The sequence below is a fragment of the Brevibacterium yomogidense genome (assembly GCF_016107685.1).
Lineage (GTDB): Bacteria > Actinomycetota > Actinomycetes > Actinomycetales > Brevibacteriaceae > Brevibacterium > Brevibacterium yomogidense.
Map to the genome: position 1 here is coordinate 250,429 of NZ_JABASY010000002.1, position 14,535 is coordinate 264,963.

At 67.8% G+C, this 14,535-nt stretch carries 17 protein-coding genes; 16 read left to right on the forward strand and 1 reads right to left on the reverse strand.

Annotated elements, in window-relative coordinates:
- The first annotated feature begins 68 nt into the window (after positions 1–68).
- The 15 genes from prfA (at position 69) to murA (ending at position 13,403) form a co-directional block, all read left to right on the forward strand.
- The gene (gene prfA / locus JFC09_RS05450) at positions 69–1,184 is read left to right on the forward strand and encodes a peptide chain release factor 1 (protein ID WP_198392996.1); all 1,116 of its coding nucleotides are present in this window, start codon (positions 69–71) and stop codon (positions 1,182–1,184) included.
- A complete protein-coding gene (locus JFC09_RS05455; RefSeq protein WP_198392997.1) occupies positions 1,181–2,110 on the forward strand; it encodes a N5-glutamine methyltransferase family protein in 930 nt (309 codons plus the stop codon). The genes prfA and JFC09_RS05455 overlap by 4 nt, the downstream gene beginning before the upstream one ends.
- 11 nt (positions 2,111–2,121) lie before the next feature.
- Positions 2,122–2,835: an L-threonylcarbamoyladenylate synthase gene (locus tag JFC09_RS05460; protein ID WP_198392998.1), complete on the forward strand. Its 714-nt coding sequence runs from the start codon at positions 2,122–2,124 to the stop codon at positions 2,833–2,835.
- Positions 2,836–3,942, forward strand: coding sequence for an MraY family glycosyltransferase (locus JFC09_RS05465; protein ID WP_198392999.1), 1,107 nt, complete (start codon positions 2,836–2,838; stop codon positions 3,940–3,942).
- Complete coding sequence (locus JFC09_RS05470; protein WP_198393000.1) at positions 3,939–4,388, forward strand: hypothetical protein; 450 nt, start codon at positions 3,939–3,941, stop codon at positions 4,386–4,388. The genes JFC09_RS05465 and JFC09_RS05470 overlap by 4 nt, the downstream gene beginning before the upstream one ends.
- Before the next feature lie 299 nt (positions 4,389–4,687).
- The gene (atpB, locus tag JFC09_RS05475) at positions 4,688–5,482 is read left to right on the forward strand and encodes a F0F1 ATP synthase subunit A (protein WP_198393001.1); all 795 of its coding nucleotides are present in this window, start codon (positions 4,688–4,690) and stop codon (positions 5,480–5,482) included.
- Positions 5,483–5,560: 78 nt separating this feature from the next.
- Positions 5,561–5,797 carry an ATP synthase F0 subunit C gene (locus tag JFC09_RS05480; protein WP_198393002.1) on the forward strand — a complete coding sequence of 79 codons (237 nt, stop codon included), beginning with the start codon at positions 5,561–5,563 and terminating at the stop codon, positions 5,795–5,797.
- An 18-nt stretch (positions 5,798–5,815) separates the two neighbouring features.
- On the forward strand, positions 5,816–6,379 hold the full coding sequence (locus tag JFC09_RS05485) for a F0F1 ATP synthase subunit B (RefSeq protein ID WP_198393003.1): 564 nt from the start codon (positions 5,816–5,818) through the stop codon (positions 6,377–6,379).
- Positions 6,379–7,188: a F0F1 ATP synthase subunit delta gene (locus JFC09_RS05490; protein WP_198393004.1), complete on the forward strand. Its 810-nt coding sequence runs from the start codon at positions 6,379–6,381 to the stop codon at positions 7,186–7,188. Before JFC09_RS05485 ends, JFC09_RS05490 begins: the two co-directional genes overlap by 1 nt.
- Before the next feature lie 79 nt (positions 7,189–7,267).
- Positions 7,268–8,899, forward strand: a complete 1,632-nt coding sequence (gene atpA, locus JFC09_RS05495) for a F0F1 ATP synthase subunit alpha (protein ID WP_198393005.1) — start codon at positions 7,268–7,270, stop codon at positions 8,897–8,899.
- 40 nt (positions 8,900–8,939) lie between these two features.
- Complete coding sequence (locus JFC09_RS05500; RefSeq protein WP_198393006.1) at positions 8,940–9,866, forward strand: F0F1 ATP synthase subunit gamma; 927 nt, start codon at positions 8,940–8,942, stop codon at positions 9,864–9,866.
- A gap of 37 nt (positions 9,867–9,903) precedes the next feature.
- Complete coding sequence (gene atpD, locus JFC09_RS05505) at positions 9,904–11,358, forward strand: F0F1 ATP synthase subunit beta (protein ID WP_198393007.1); 1,455 nt, start codon at positions 9,904–9,906, stop codon at positions 11,356–11,358.
- A gap of 3 nt (positions 11,359–11,361) precedes the next feature.
- Positions 11,362–11,625: a F0F1 ATP synthase subunit epsilon gene (locus JFC09_RS05510; RefSeq protein ID WP_198393008.1), complete on the forward strand. Its 264-nt coding sequence runs from the start codon at positions 11,362–11,364 to the stop codon at positions 11,623–11,625.
- 21 nt (positions 11,626–11,646) lie between these two features.
- Complete coding sequence (locus JFC09_RS05515; RefSeq protein WP_198393009.1) at positions 11,647–12,105, forward strand: DUF2550 domain-containing protein; 459 nt, start codon at positions 11,647–11,649, stop codon at positions 12,103–12,105.
- Positions 12,102–13,403, forward strand: coding sequence for a UDP-N-acetylglucosamine 1-carboxyvinyltransferase (gene murA, locus JFC09_RS05520; protein WP_198393010.1), 1,302 nt, complete (start codon positions 12,102–12,104; stop codon positions 13,401–13,403). Before JFC09_RS05515 ends, murA begins: the two co-directional genes overlap by 4 nt.
- A gap of 48 nt (positions 13,404–13,451) precedes the next feature.
- Here murA and nucS read toward each other — a convergent pair whose 3' ends face one another.
- The gene (gene nucS / locus JFC09_RS05525; protein ID WP_198393011.1) at positions 13,452–14,147 is read right to left on the reverse strand and encodes an endonuclease NucS; all 696 of its coding nucleotides are present in this window, start codon (positions 14,145–14,147) and stop codon (positions 13,452–13,454) included.
- 31 nt (positions 14,148–14,178) lie between these two features.
- On the opposite strand from nucS, the gene JFC09_RS05530 reads away from it, so the two are divergent.
- Entirely contained in the window at positions 14,179–14,478 is a 300-nt protein-coding gene (locus tag JFC09_RS05530) for a hypothetical protein (RefSeq protein ID WP_232483204.1), read from the forward strand.
- Positions 14,479–14,535: the final 57 nt, after the last annotated feature.

A 14,535-nucleotide genomic window follows, 5' to 3' on the forward strand; every position in this document is an offset into this window, starting at 1 on the left:
CTGCAGGGTGACCTGCGGCCCTCGGCTCATGCGCGTACGGGACCGATACCGGAGGGGCGGGTGCGGACATGACCACGGAGGAATCAGGGACAGCGGAGCAGGAGCTCGAGGCTCTTTCCGCGACCGTGCGCTCCCTCCTGGACGAGCACGCCCGCGTCGAGCAGGCGCTGGCGGACCCGGACGTCCACGGCAGCCCCGGCCGAGCGCGCTCCCTCACCCGGAGGTACGCCGAGCTGGACCGTATCGCCCGCGTCTGGGCGCGGCTGCAGACGATCGCCGACGACCTGTCCGCTGCGCACGAGATGGCTGAAGCGGACGCGTCGTTCGCAGAGGAGGCCGCGGAGCTGGACGGCGCCCTGGGGGCGGAGCAGGTCGCGCTCATGGCAGACCTGCGCGAACTGCTGGTGCCCTCGGATCCCGACGACGGCCGCGATGCGATCCTCGAGATCCGGGCCGGCGAGGGCGGCGACGAATCTGCACTGTTCGCTGCGGACCTCGCACGGATGTACGAGCGGTGGGCCACGACCAAGGGCTGGTCGACGGAGGTCCTCGACGCTGCGCACACGGAGCTCGGGGGCGTCCGGGAACTCACGATGGCGCTCAAGTCCTCGCAGGACGGCGTCTACGGGTGGACGAAGTTCGAAGGGGGAGTGCACCGGGTCCAGCGTGTCCCGGTGACGGAGTCCCAGGGACGGATCCACACCTCGGCGGCCGGGGTCCTCGTGTTCCCGGAGGCGGACGCCCCGGACGAGGTGGAGCTGCCGGACGCCGAGCTGCGGATCGACGTCTACCGGTCGTCGGGCCCCGGCGGGCAGTCCGTCAACACGACGGATTCCGCCGTACGCATCACCCACCTGCCCACGGGCATCACCGCGAGCTGCCAGAACGAGAAGTCGCAGCTGCAGAACAAGGAGGCCGCGCTGCGGATGCTCCGAGCACGCATCCTCGCCGCGCGCGCGGAAGCAGCAGCCGCAGAGCAGACGGCCCAGCGCCGGTCGCAGGTGCGCACCGTCGACCGGTCGGAGCGGGTGCGCACCTACAACTTCCCGGAGAACCGCGTGACGGACCACCGCACCGGGTACAAGGCCCACAACCTCGACCAGGTGCTCGACGGCAGGCTCGACGAGGTCGTCGCCTCGCTGCGCGCCGCGGAGCGCGCCGAACGCCTCGAGGACATCGGGTGACCGACCCGTCGATCGCCTCCGTCCTCGGCGCGGCGGAGCAGCGGCTGGCCGCTGCCGGAGTCGATTCGCCCGGGACGGACGCGTCGATCCTCCTCGCCCACGCATGGGGCCTCGACGGTCGCGGCCTGTCCCGCGCCCGCCTCATGGGTGACCCAGTGCCGCCGGCCGTCGTCCCGGTGTTCGACGCACTCGTGGAGCGTCGCGCCGCCCGCGTCCCCGCCCAGCACCTCACCGGTGCCGCTCATTTCCGCACCCTCACCCTGCCGGTGGGCCCCGGCGTCTTCGTGCCGCGGCCGGAGACGGAGCTGCTCGTCGACCCGGTGCTCGCCCACCTCGCCCGCACCCGCCCCGACGGGGGCGGGCGCGTGGTCGACCTGTGCACCGGGACGGGAGCGCTGGGACTGGCGGTCGCCACGGAGGCGGCCGGGACCTCGGCGGTGGGCGTCGAGATCGACCCCACGGCCGTCGGATGGGCACGCAGGAGCGCGGAGGCCGTCGCCGCGGACCTCGCAGGCGCAGGCTCGACCTTCATCGTCGTGGAGGCCGACGCCTCCGACCCCGGCGCGGTCCGGAAGGTCGTGGACGATCGCCTGGCGGGCACCGTCGACGTGGTCGTGAGCAACCCGCCCTACGTCGTCGCCGACGGCACCACCACCGCACCCGAGGTCGTCGACCACGACCCCCCTTCTGCCCTCTGGGGAGGGGGAGACGACGGCACACGCCTGCCCCGGGGGATCATCGCAGCGGCGGCGCACGTGCTCGCCGACGGGGGGCTGCTCGTCCTCGAGCACGCAGACACACAGGGCGTCCTCCTGCGTGAGGCGAGCATCGCAGCCGGATTCGCACGGGTGACCACCCATGCCGACTACACTGGACGAGATCGTTTCACCACGGCTGTTCGACAGTCGCATCTTGAGCGGAAGTGAGCCCACGACGCATGAGCCGGACCTTCGACATCCGCAACGAGCAGGTACGCGAGCTGGTGCTCAAGGAGGCCGGCCGCGTGATCGCGGACGGCGGGCTCATCGTCATGCCGACGGACACCGTGTACGGGATCGCGGCGGACGCCTTCAGCGCCCGCGCGGTCGCCTCGCTGCTCGCCGCGAAAGGACGCGGCCGCGACATGCCGCCTCCGGTGCTCGTCCAGGGCAGGGACACCCTGCTGGCGCTGTCCGCGGGCGCCGACGAACGCGTCATGGCGCTCGTGACCGCGTTCTGGCCCGGCCCCCTCACCGTCATCTGCCACGCCCAGCCCATGCTCGACTGGGACCTGGGCGACACGTGGGGCACCGTCGCACTGCGCATGCCGGACGATCCTGACGCGCTCGCGCTGCTCGCGGAGACCGGGCCGCTCGCGGTGTCGAGCGCCAACTCCCACGGGGAGCCCCCCGCAGAGTCCGCCGCCGTCGCGGAATCCATGCTGGGCGATTCCGTCGATGTCTATCTGGACGGCGGTCCGCGCTCGGGCCAGGCCTCCTCGACCATCGTCGACATGACCGCGAACCCCCCGCGCATCGTCCGGGAGGGCCCACTGAGCCTCGAACGCCTGCAGGAAGCCGTCCCCGACCTCGAAGGACTGCTGACCACCCCTGAACCGGAGGGCGGCGCCTCGTCCGACCCGGACCGGGACGGCACCGACCGGGACGACTGAGTGCGCGCCTACCTCTTCATCCTCCTCACGGCGGCGGTGATCTCCTACCTCGTCACCCCGATGGTGCGCCGGATCGCCGAACGCGGCCTCATCTTCTCGCCGCTGCGCGAACGCGACGTCCACTCCGTCCCCACCCCGCGGCTGGGAGGGGTCGCGATGTTCGCGGGCATCATCGGCGGTCTCCTCATCGCGTCGCGGACCCCGTTCCTCGATCGGGTGTTCGACGAACCGGGTCCGGTCATCGGCATCGCAGGAGCCGCCGCGATGCTCTGCCTGCTGGGCGTCATCGACGACATCTGGGACCTGCACTGGACCACCAAGCTCGCCGGACAGACCCTTGCAGCGGGGTTCATGGCGCTCAACGGCGTGAGCCTCCTGTCGATACCCCTGGGCGGCGTGATCATCGGCTCGCCGCGCATGTCGCTCGTCCTCACAGTGCTCGTGGTGCTCGTCACGATCAACGCGGTGAACTTCGTCGACGGACTGGACGGACTGGCGGCCGGCGTCGTGTCGATCGGCGGCGCGGCGTTCTTCGTCTACAGCTACAGCCTCGCCGTCGACGCGACCCCGGACAGCTACGCGAACCTCGCCTCCCTCATCATCGCGGTGCTCGTGGGCGCCTGCGTGGGGTTCCTGCCCCACAACTTCAACCCCTCCCGGATCTTCATGGGCGACTCCGGTTCGATGCTCATCGGACTGATGCTCGCCGCCTCGACGATCCGGGTGACCGGCCAGGTGGACCCCGCACTGCTCGCCGACGAACGGGCGCTGGCGGCATTCCTCCCGATCATCCTGCCCATCGCGGTGATGGCGCTGCCGCTGCTGGACCTGGGCCTTGCCGTCGTCCGGCGGATGATGGCGGGCAAGTCGCCGTTCTCCGCGGACGCGAAGCACCTCCACCACCGCATGCTCACACTGGGGCACTCCCACGCCCGCTCCGTCCTGCTCCTCTACCTGTGGACCGCGATCTTCGCGTTCGGCTCCGTGTCGTTCCTCCGCTTCCCGGTGACCCAGGTGCTGCCCGTGCTCGCCGTCCTCGTCCTCGTCACCCTCGTCCTCACGTTCTACCCGCTGGGCAGGCGCCTGGCACGCAAGGAGACCCCATGAACCCGTCCTCAACTGCCGGAGCGGGCTCCGGCCGCAGCGACAGCGTCCGCTCGATCATGCGATGGACGATCATCGCCGGGCTGCTCATCTCGATCGTCATCGGCACCGTCGCGAGCTTCGTCGGCGCCCTGATGACGGGCCTGCCCGGTGTCTGGGGCGCTCTCATCGGCGCAGTCGTCGCCTTCGTCTTCTTCGCCATCACCGCGGCCATCATGTACTTCACCGCCGATTCCAGTCCGACCGCGATGGCGGCCGGCGTGATGGGCGGCTTCCTCGTGAAGGTGATCGGCTTCATGGGGGTCGGGGTCGCGCTGCGGGGGAGGGACTTCTACGACCCGTGGACCCTATTCCTCACCCTGGCCGTGGCCGCCATCGCCTCCCTCGTCGCAGACGTCGTCATCGTCCAGCGGGCACGACTACCGATCGTCGACGAGACCACTAGGTGAGACGAACTCCACACCCCTGATCGCCGCAGATACCCGGAAGTGGTTTTGTCCCCTTCTCTACGCTTGGTAGAGTATCCGGGGACACGCTGGGAGTAGGCGGTCAGAAACCTGAGACTGACATGGAATGAGTGTCTCAGAGCTTCAGACACGTTCATGGCCCCGCGCCAGACCATCGCGAAATCCCGATCGGACGCCCGTCCGACGACCGCGCCCGATCGAAGTGCCGTCGCCGGTCACCGCACCCGCGGAGGCCGCATAGCCGTCAGGAGACCGCCCTGTTCATCAACGCCCTGCCAACGGTGTCGCTGCTCGCAGCTGAAGGGGGAGGGGGATTCACAGCACCTGGGCTGGAAGAATTCTTCCCGGCGGTCTTCCTCTTCGAGGGGACCGGCTTCGACGTCAACCGGATCATCCTGGTCCGGATCATCGCCACCCTGGCCCTCCTCCTGCTGCTCTGGCTCGCACTGCGCAAGGCGACGGTCGTCCCCGGCCGTGTCCAGTCGGTCGTCGAACTCGCCTTCGACTTCGTGCGCAAGGACATCGCCTACGGCATGCTGGGTCGCAAGGACGGCGACCGCTTCTTCCCGCTCATCGCGGCCATCTTCTTCGGAGTCTTCGCACTCAACATCACGGGCATCGTCCCGTTCCTCAACATGTCGTCGAACGCCCTGATCGGCATGCCGCTGGTCCTGTCGCTCGTCGTCTACGTCGTCATGATCGCCGCGGGCATCCAGGCGAAGGGCGGCTTCCGCTACCTCAAGGACGAGCTCTTCCCCGCGGGCGTCCCGAAGCCCATGTACATCCTCGTCACACCCATCGAGATCGTGTCGACCTTCATCGCCCGCCCCGTGAGCCTCACGCTGCGTCTCACGTTCAACATGCTGGTGGGCCACCTCCTGCTGGTGCTGTGCTTCGCAGCCACGCAGTTCTTCTTCTTCGAAGCGGGTGGCGCTGTCGCCGGCTTCGGTGCCCTGACACTCGTCGGCGGCTTCGCCTTCACTCTGTTCGAGATCCTCGTGGCAGTGCTGCAGGCCTATGTCTTCGCTCTGCTGACCGCTGCCTACATCCAGCTGAGCGTCGCCCAGGACCACTGAGTCCCGGACCCACAATCTGTCATCCGCAAGACAGGGGCCAGCTGAAGAGCCGGCCCTCAACCGAAAGGGAATACCCACGTGGACACCACCATCCTCGCCGAAGTGACCGGCAACCTGCAGACCGTCGGCTACGGCCTCTCGGCCATCGGCCCCGGTATCGGCATCGGCATCCTCGTCGGCAAGACCGTTGAGGGCATGGCGCGTCAGCCGGAGGTCTCCGGCCAGCTGCGCACGACGATGTTCCTCGGCATCGCCTTCGTCGAGCTGCTTGCCTTCCTGGGCATCGCGGCCGGCTTCATCTTCCCCGCAGCCTGATAGGGAGCGAACGCGCACATGACCCCGATGACAGTTCTCGCGGCGGAGGGCGGCCACCCGCTCATCCCTGCCGCCTATGACATCGTCTGGTCGGCGGTCTGCTTCGCTCTCATCTTCCTCGTCTTCTGGAAGGTCCTCCTTCCGAAGTTCCGTGTCGTCCTCGACGAGCGCTCCAGCGCTATCCAGGGCGGCATCGAGAAGGCAGAGAAGGTGCAGGCAGAGGCGGACGCCGCCCTCGCCGAATACCAGAAGCAGCTCGCGGACGGACGTGCCGAAGCCGCCAGACTCCGGGCCGAGGCCCAGGAGGAAGGCGCACAGATCATCGCTTCGATGAAGCAGCAGGCGACTGAAGAGTCCGAGCGCATCATCACGCAGGCGAAGGCCCAGATCGAGGCGGAGCGCCAGTCGGCGATGGTCTCGCTGCGGTCGGAGGTGGGCGGTCTCGCGACCGACCTGGCTTCGCGCATCGTCGGCGAATCGCTCGATGACGACACCCGTTCGGCCAACGTCGTCGACCGCTTCATCGCCGACCTCGAGGCCCAGACGCCGGTGGCAGCCGCCTCCACGGCCAAGGAGTTCTGATGCTCCAGTCGAGCAGGATGTCCCTGCAGCAGGTCCTCGCCCAGGTCGACCGCACGGTGTCCGGCACCACGGTCGACCCAGCAGTGGGCGACGGCCTCCTCAGCATCGTGTCGGTGCTGTCGGAGGACGTGTCCCTGCGCAAATCCCTCGCGGACGCGTCGATCGATGCCCGTGCCAAGGGCGAAGTCCTCGATCAGCTCTTCGGAAGCCAGGTGGATTCCAGCGCGCTCGACATCGTGCGCGACGCCGCAGGCCTCCACTGGGCTCGCACACAGGACTTCGTGACAGCAGTCGAGGTCGCGGGCGTCACGGCTGTGGCCGCCCGTGCACAGGCGGAATCCCGTCTGGGCCGTGTCGAGGAGGAGCTCTTCCGCTTCGCGCGGACGATCGAATCCGACCACGAACTCGGCTGGGCATTCGGGTCCGACAGCGGGGCGCGCGCCAAGCGCACACTCGTGCAGGACCTGCTCGGCTCCGCCGCTGCGGAGGAGACAGTGCTCCTCGCGTCGCAGGCGGCGGCTCATCCCCGTGGACTCCGCGTGGCGGAGACGCTCGACAACTACGGCGAGGTGCTGGCCGCACGCCAGCGCCGTTCCGTGGCCGAAGTCGTCGTCGCCCGTCCGCTGAGCACACAGCAGCAGGAGCGTCTCACCCAGGCACTGTCCCGGTCGTACGGCAGGGAGCTCGTGCTCCATGTCACCGTCGACCCCGACGTCGTCGGCGGTGTGCGGGTGCAGGTCGGCGACGAGGTGATGAGCGGAACGATCGCGGATCGCCTCTCGGACGTCCGCCGTCGACTCACCAGCTGATCGCGCCCCTCACGGGCGCACGAACAACCGCTGCGACGCGCACGCAGCCTCACGTCAAGTAAGGAAGCAGGGAAACCAGATGGCGGAACTGACAATCAGCCCGGAGGAGATCCGGGCCGCACTGGGGAAGTTCGTCGAGTCGTACTCACCCCAGTCGGGAGACAAGACCGAAGTCGGCACTGTCGTCACGGCTGGTGACGGTATCGCGACCGTGTCCGGCCTGCCCAGCACCATGGCCAATGAGCTGCTGCGCTTCGAGGACGGCACACTCGGACTCGCACAGAACCTCGACGAGCGCGAGATCGGCGCTGTCGTGCTCGGTGAGTTCTCCGGCGTGGCGGAGGGCCAGCAGGTCTACCGCACGGGCGAAGTGCTCTCCGTGCCCGTGGGCGACGGCTACCTGGGTCGCGTCGTCAACCCGCTGGGCGAGCCGATCGACGGCCTCGGCGACATCGACACCATCGGCCGTCGTGAGCTCGAGCTCCAGGCGCCCGGCGTCATGGACCGCAAGGAGGTCAAGGAGCCGCTCGAGACCGGTCTCAAGGCCATCGACGCGATGATCCCGATCGGCCGCGGCCAGCGCCAGCTCATCATCGGCGACCGCAAGACCGGCAAGACGGCCCTCGCGCTCGACACGATCATCAACCAGAAGGCGAACTGGGAGTCGGGCGACCCGACGAAGCAGGTCCGCTGCATCTACGTCGCGTGCGGTCAGAAGGGCTCGACCATCGCGTCGGTCCGCCGCAGCCTCGAAGAGAACGGCGCACTCGAGTACACGACGATCGTGGCCTCGCCCGCGTCCGACCCGGCCGGCTTCAAGTACCTCGCCCCCTACGCGGGCTCTGCGATCGGCCAGCACTGGATGTACGAGGGCAAGCACGTCCTCATCGTGTTCGACGACCTGTCGAAGCAGGCTGAGGCCTACCGTGCGATCTCGCTGCTGCTGCGTCGTCCGCCGGGCCGTGAGGCTTACCCTGGCGACGTGTTCTACCTGCACTCGCGCCTCCTCGAACGCTGCGCCAAGCTCTCCGACGAACTGGGCGGCGGGTCGATGACCGGTCTTCCGATCATCGAGACCAAGGCGAACGACGTGGGTGCGTTCATCCCGACGAACGTCATCTCGATCACCGATGGACAGATCTTCCTGCAGTCGGACCTCTTCAACGCCAACCAGCGCCCCGCGGTGGACGTCGGTGTGTCGGTGTCCCGCGTGGGCGGTTCCGCACAGCGCAAGCCGCTGCGCGGTGTGTCCGGCACGCTGAAGATCTCCCTGGCGCAGTACCGCTCGCTCGAGGCCTTCGCGATGTTCGCGTCGGACCTCGATGCTGCGACCCGCCGCCAGCTGGACCGCGGTGCGCGTCTCATGGAGCTGCTCAAGCAGGGACAGTTCCAGCCGATGCCGTCCGAACGTCAGACGGTGTCGATCTGGGCGGGCTCCGAAGGCCACCTGGACGAGATCCCCGTCGAGGACGTCCTGCGGTTCGAAGAGGAGTTCCACTCCTACCTCGAGCGCAAGACGGACATCTTCGACCAGATCGCAGCGCTGAACGACAAGCTCAGCGGGGACCTCAAGGACGCCCTGACCTCCGCAGTGACGGAGTTCCAGAAGGAGTTCCAGGTCTCCGACGACTCTGCTGCCGGCTCGGAGGAGACCGCCGCTGCGGAATCCTCTGAGATCGAGCAGGAGAAGATCGTCAAGCGGAAGCGCTGAGGTCGTCCGACGTGCACGCCACGACTGAAAGGAAGTGCTGATGGGAGCACAGCAGCGGGTCTACAAGGCCAAGATCAATTCCACCAGTTCGCTGCGGAAGATCTTCAAGGCCATGGAGCTCATCGCGGCCTCCCGGATCCAGAAGGCGGTTGCTCGCGCACAGGCGGCCAGCCCGTACGCGCGTGAGATCACCCGTGCCGTCTCTGTGGTGGCGACGCAGTCGAACGTCGAGCACACGCTGACGACCGAACCTGAGTCGATCGACCGCGCAGCGGTCGTCGTCATCGGTCCCGACCGCGGCTTCGCGGGTGCTTACGCTGCGAACGTCATCCGTGAAGCGGAGGAGCTCATCACGCACCTGCGCGAAGCGGGCAAGGACGTCGCGCTCTACACGGTCGGGCGGAAGGCGGAGACGTACTACACCTTCCGCGACCGCGCGATCGCGAAGTCGTGGACCGGGTTCTCCGAAGCACCTTCGGGTGCGGACGCCCGGACCATCGGCGAAGAGCTGCTCGAAGCATTCGAGAAGTCGTTCGACGCCGGGGGTGTCGATGAGATCTACCTCGTGTCGACCGTCTACCGGTCGGCCGTCGACCGTCAGCCGGAGTACCGCCGTCTCATCCCCCTCGAAGTCGTCGAGGAGGAGTCGGCTCCCGGTACGGGTGCGGCAGGGGGAGACGATCAGGTGTTCCCGTTGTACGACTTCGAGCCCAGCGCGGAGCAGGTGCTCGACGCACTGCTCCCGCGCTACATCGACGCGCGGATCCAGGCGGCGCTGCTGAGCGCCGCCGCTGCGGAGCAGGCCGCGCGTCAGCAGGCGATGAAGACCGCGACGGACAACGCCGACGACCTCATCAAGACGTACACCCGTATGGCCAACACGGCCCGACAGGCAGAAATCACCCAGGAGATCTCCGAGATCGTCGGCGGCGTCGACGCTCTTGCGGCCTCCGGCGCCAGCGACTGAGCCTCGCCCGGTGAAGAGAGCAGAAGAGAAAGAGAACATGACTGCCACAGTTTCCGAAACTCCCCAGGTCCAGGGGACCACTGGCCGGATCTCGCGCGTCATCGGCCCCGTGGTCGACATCGAGTTCCCGCTCGATTCGGTCCCGACGGTCTACAACGCGCTGACGACCGAGGTCGCACTGTCCGAAGGCGTTCGCAAGATCACCTTCGAGGTCGAGCTGCACCTCGGCAACGGCATCGTGCGCGCGGTCTCCCTCCAGCCGACCGACGGACTCGTCCGCGGCCAGGAGGTCGTCGACAGCGGAGCGCCCATCAGCGTTCCCGTGGGCGACGTGACCAAGGGCAAGGTCTTCAACGTGACCGGCGACGTCCTCAACGACTCGATGCTCGAAGAGCCCTACGAGATCACCGAGCGGTGGGGCATCCACCGTGAGGCACCGACCTTCGACAAGCTCGAATCGAAGACAGAGATGTTCGAGACGGGCATCAAGGTCATCGACCTCCTCACCCCCTACGTGCAGGGCGGCAAGATCGGCCTCTTCGGGGGTGCGGGCGTCGGCAAGACGGTCCTCATCCAGGAGATGATCACCCGTGTCGCGCAGGATCACGGCGGTGTGTCCGTGTTCGCCGGCGTGGGTGAGCGCACCCGTGAGGGCAACGACCTCATCTTCGAGATGGAGGAGTCCGGGGTCCTCAAGAACACCGCCCTGGTCTTCGGCCAGATGGATGAGCCGCCGGGCACGCGTCTGCGTGTGGCGCTCACCGGTCTGACGATGGCGGAGTACTTCCGTGACGTCCAGAACCAGGACGTGCTGCTCTTCATCGACAACATCTTCCGCTTCACGCAGGCGGGTTCAGAGGTGTCGACGCTGCTGGGCCGCATGCCCTCCGCAGTGGGCTACCAGCCGACACTGGCCGACGAGATGGGTGTCCTGCAGGAGCGCATCACCTCGACGCGCGGCAACTCGATCACCTCGATGCAGGCGATCTACGTGCCCGCGGACGACTACACGGACCCGGCCCCGGCCACGACGTTCGCGCACCTCGACGCCACGACGGAACTGTCGCGTGACATCGCGTCCCGCGGACTGTACCCGGCTGTCGACCCGCTCGCGTCCTCGTCGCGAATCCTCGACCCGCTCTACGTGGGCCAGGACCACTACGAGGTCGCGTCGCGCGTCAAGCAGATCCTCCAGAAGAACAAGGAGCTGCAGGACATCATCGCGATCCTCGGTGTCGACGAACTGTCGGAAGAGGACAAGGTCGTCGTGCATCGCGCACGCCGCATCGAGCAGTTCCTGTCGCAGAACACCTACACCGCTCTGCAGTTCACCGGTGTCGAGGGCTCGACGGTTCCGATCAAGGACGCCATCGAAGGCTTCAAGGGCATCTGCGATGGCGACTTCGACCACATCCCCGAGCAGGCCTTCTTCAACGTGGGCCCGATCGACGACGTGCTGCGCAACTACGACAAGCTCCAGAAGGAGTCCTGACCGATGGCAGAACTGACAGTCGTCGTCGTCTCTGCCGACCGCGAGGTCTGGTCGGGCGCGGCCACGCGTGTCGTGGCCCGCACGACCGAAGGCGAGATCGGGATCCTGGCCGGCCACGAACCGGTCATGGGGCTCGTCGCCGGGGGAGAGGTGCGCATCCTCACGACGGAGGGGAACACCATCCGGGCGCAGGCCAACGGCGGGTTCCTGTCGGTCGCCAACGACAGGGTCTCCGTGGTCGCGGATGCCGCAGAGATCGTGGACTGAGAGTCTGCAGGTAGACACGACGTGCTCGCATCCGTCCTGCTGATCATTCTGCTCTCGTCCGTGGGAGCGGCTGTGGTCATCGTCGTGCTCTTCTCCGTCAGGCGCCGGTCGCTCACCCGAGCGGCCGGCGCCTTCGACTGCTCTTCCGAAGCAGTCGGCAAACCGGGGGTGTGGCGTCTGGGTGTCGCGGTGTTCGGCGTGTCCGCACTGGACTGGTACCCGGTCTTCAGCCTCCGCCCCCACCCCAGTTTCGTTCTGCCGCGCTCCGACCTCGAGATCGTCGAGCGCGGTCTTCCGACGGAAGCGGAGAAGTACTCCCTGCTTCCTGACGCCCAGGTCATCGTCTGCCGCTACGACGTGCATCAGGGTTCCCCCAAGACCATCCGGATGGCTCTCGACGGCGAGGCGCTGTCCGGCTTCTCCTCTTGGCTCGAATCAGCGCCGCCCGGCGCCAATCACACGATGGGACGGTTCACGTGAGGCAGGTCTTCGTCATCGAGGGTCCGACGGTTCTCCAGGGCGACGTCGACGTGAGGGGGGCGAAGAACTCTGTCCTCAAGCTCATGGCCGCGGCACTGCTGGCACCCGGCCGATCGCTCATCACCAACGTCCCCGCGATCGCGGACGTCCGCATCATGTGCGAGCTGCTGAGCCGCCTGGGCTGTGGGATCGACTACGACGCGGACGCGGGCACCGTCGCGATCGAAGTGCCAGAAGCCCCCGGCATCACCGCCGACTACGAACTGGTCCGTCTGATGAGGGCGTCGATCTCCGTCCTCGGTCCCCTGGTGGGCCGCATGCACGCGGCGGAGGTCGCCGTTCCCGGAGGCGACGCGATCGGTTCACGCGGCCTCGACATGCACCAGCGCGGTCTCGAGCAGCTCGGCGCGGACGTGCGACTGGACCACGGGTACTTCGTCGCGAGTGCCCCCGGCGGGCTGCGGGGGGCGGACATCGCCCTCCCCTTCCCGTCCGTGGGTGCCACGGAGAACCTCGTCATGGCCGCCGTGCTGGCCGACGGTGTCACAACGATCGAGAACGTCGCGAAGGAACCGGAGATCGTCGACATCTGCACCATGCTCGTCTCGATGGGAGCGGACATCGAGGGCATCGGGACATCGCGCGTCGTCGTCACAGGTGTGGAACGACTGCATCCGGTCGAGCACCGCTGTGTGGGCGACAGGATCGTCGCTGGGACGTGGGCGTTCGCCGCTGCTGCGACCGGTGGTGACGTGACCGTCCACGGGGTGGGGCTGGATCTCCTGCCCAACGTCGTCGACAAGCTCATCGAGGCCGGTGCGTCCGTGGAGGCCATCGGTTCGGAGGACGCGGCGGTAGCGGGCTTCCGGGTCCGCGGGCCGGAGCGGCCCCGGCCGCTGCGCGTGTCCACGCTCCCGTTCCCGGGCTTCCCGACTGATCTGCAGCCGTTCGTCATCGCCCTCAACGCTGTGGCCGGTGGGGTGGGGCTGTTGACGGAGAACCTGTTCGAGGCCCGGTGGCGGTTCGTGAATGAACTGTCCCGTCTGGGCGCGCAGGTGAGCATCGACGGGAACCACGCGCTGGTGACGGGTGTGGGATCCCTGTCCGGCGCGGAGGTCGAGGCCAGCGACATCCGGGCGGGCGCAGGGCTGGTGCTCGCGGGGCTCACCGCGTCCGGGACCACGGAGGTGTCCGGTATCGATCACATCGAACGCGGCTATGAGCATTTCGTGGAGAAGCTCACGGGTCTGGGCGCGGCGATCACACGCGTGGAGAAGCCGGAGACCGTGATCCCCTGACCGGTCGGAACCGTTGTTCCCCGACCGGCCAGAGGGCCGCCGCACCCATCAGAAGAGGCGCGTCTCCGGATCGTCCATCCCGCGCAGCGCATCGTAGTCGAGGACGACACAGCGGATGCCGCGGTCCTCGGCAAGGGTGCGCGCCTGCGGTTTGATCTCCTGGGCTGCGAAGACCCCGGTGACAGGGGCGAGCTTCGGGTCGCGGTTCATGAGTTCGAGGTAGCGTGTGAGCTGTTCGACGCCGTCGATGCCTCCGCGCCGCTTGATCTCGACTGCGATCGAGGACCCGGCCGCGTCACGGGCGAGGATGTCGACCGGGCCGATCGCGGTCATGTACTCGCGGCGGATGGTCGTGAAGCCGTCGCCCAGCGTGTGGATGTGTTCGGCCAGCAGCTCCTGCAGGTGCGCTTCGACGCCGTCCTTCACGAGGCCGGGGTCGAGGCCGAGCTCGTGTTCGATCTCCGTCACGATCTCTGCGATGGAGATGACGAGGGTGTCGTCGGTCTTCTTCTGCCGGACCGTCCAGATCTCCGTGAAGCCCGCGTCCGTCTGGTCCTCCGAGGGTTCCCCGACCGTCAGGGTGCAGGGCGGTGACATCCAGTTGAGCGGCTTGTAGGAGCCTCCGTCGGAGTGGACGAGCACGCTGCCGTCCGCTTTGATCATCAGGACCCTTGTGGCCAGGGGGAGATGCGCGGACAGTCGTCCGGCATAGTCGACCTGGCACTTCGCAATCACGACTCGCACAGCCGTCAACTGTACGTGAGACACTGTCGGCATGCCACGTTCGTCCTCGTCGCGCCGTGCCAACAAGTGGCAGCGTCCGGTGCGTGAATTGTCAGCCGGGTTCTCGACCCGTCGTCGGGTCGACGACGCGCGCGATGGTCAGTGGATCGTCCAGGAGGTCACGGGGTCCGCCTCCGGCAAGACCTATGTGTGCCCCGGCTGCCAGCAGCAGCTGCCCGCGTCCGTCCCGCACACGATCGCATGGCGGGAATCCGCCGCGTACGGGATCGGGACCGGACCGGGCGCCCGGCGGCACTGGCACACGCACTGCTTCCGCGGCCGTCGTCGCTGACTGAAAAGGGCTGTGGCCGGGCGGATTCCGCCCGGCCACAGCCCTTTTGCTCCTGTC

Coding starts and splice junctions, on each gene's coding strand:
- prfA (WP_198392996.1), top strand. CDS start 69: ATGACCACGGAGGAATCAGGGACAGCGGAGCAGGAGCTCGAGGCTCTT.
- JFC09_RS05460 (WP_198392998.1), top strand. CDS start 2,122: ATGAGCCGGACCTTCGACATCCGCAACGAGCAGGTACGCGAGCTGGTG.
- JFC09_RS05470 (WP_198393000.1), top strand. CDS start 3,939: ATGAACCCGTCCTCAACTGCCGGAGCGGGCTCCGGCCGCAGCGACAGC.
- JFC09_RS05485 (WP_198393003.1), top strand. CDS start 5,816: ATGACCCCGATGACAGTTCTCGCGGCGGAGGGCGGCCACCCGCTCATC.
- JFC09_RS05490 (WP_198393004.1), top strand. CDS start 6,379: ATGCTCCAGTCGAGCAGGATGTCCCTGCAGCAGGTCCTCGCCCAGGTC.
- atpA (WP_198393005.1), top strand. CDS start 7,268: ATGGCGGAACTGACAATCAGCCCGGAGGAGATCCGGGCCGCACTGGGG.
- JFC09_RS05500 (WP_198393006.1), top strand. CDS start 8,940: ATGGGAGCACAGCAGCGGGTCTACAAGGCCAAGATCAATTCCACCAGT.
- atpD (WP_198393007.1), top strand. CDS start 9,904: ATGACTGCCACAGTTTCCGAAACTCCCCAGGTCCAGGGGACCACTGGC.
- JFC09_RS05510 (WP_198393008.1), top strand. CDS start 11,362: ATGGCAGAACTGACAGTCGTCGTCGTCTCTGCCGACCGCGAGGTCTGG.
- JFC09_RS05530 (WP_232483204.1), top strand. CDS start 14,179: ATGCCACGTTCGTCCTCGTCGCGCCGTGCCAACAAGTGGCAGCGTCCG.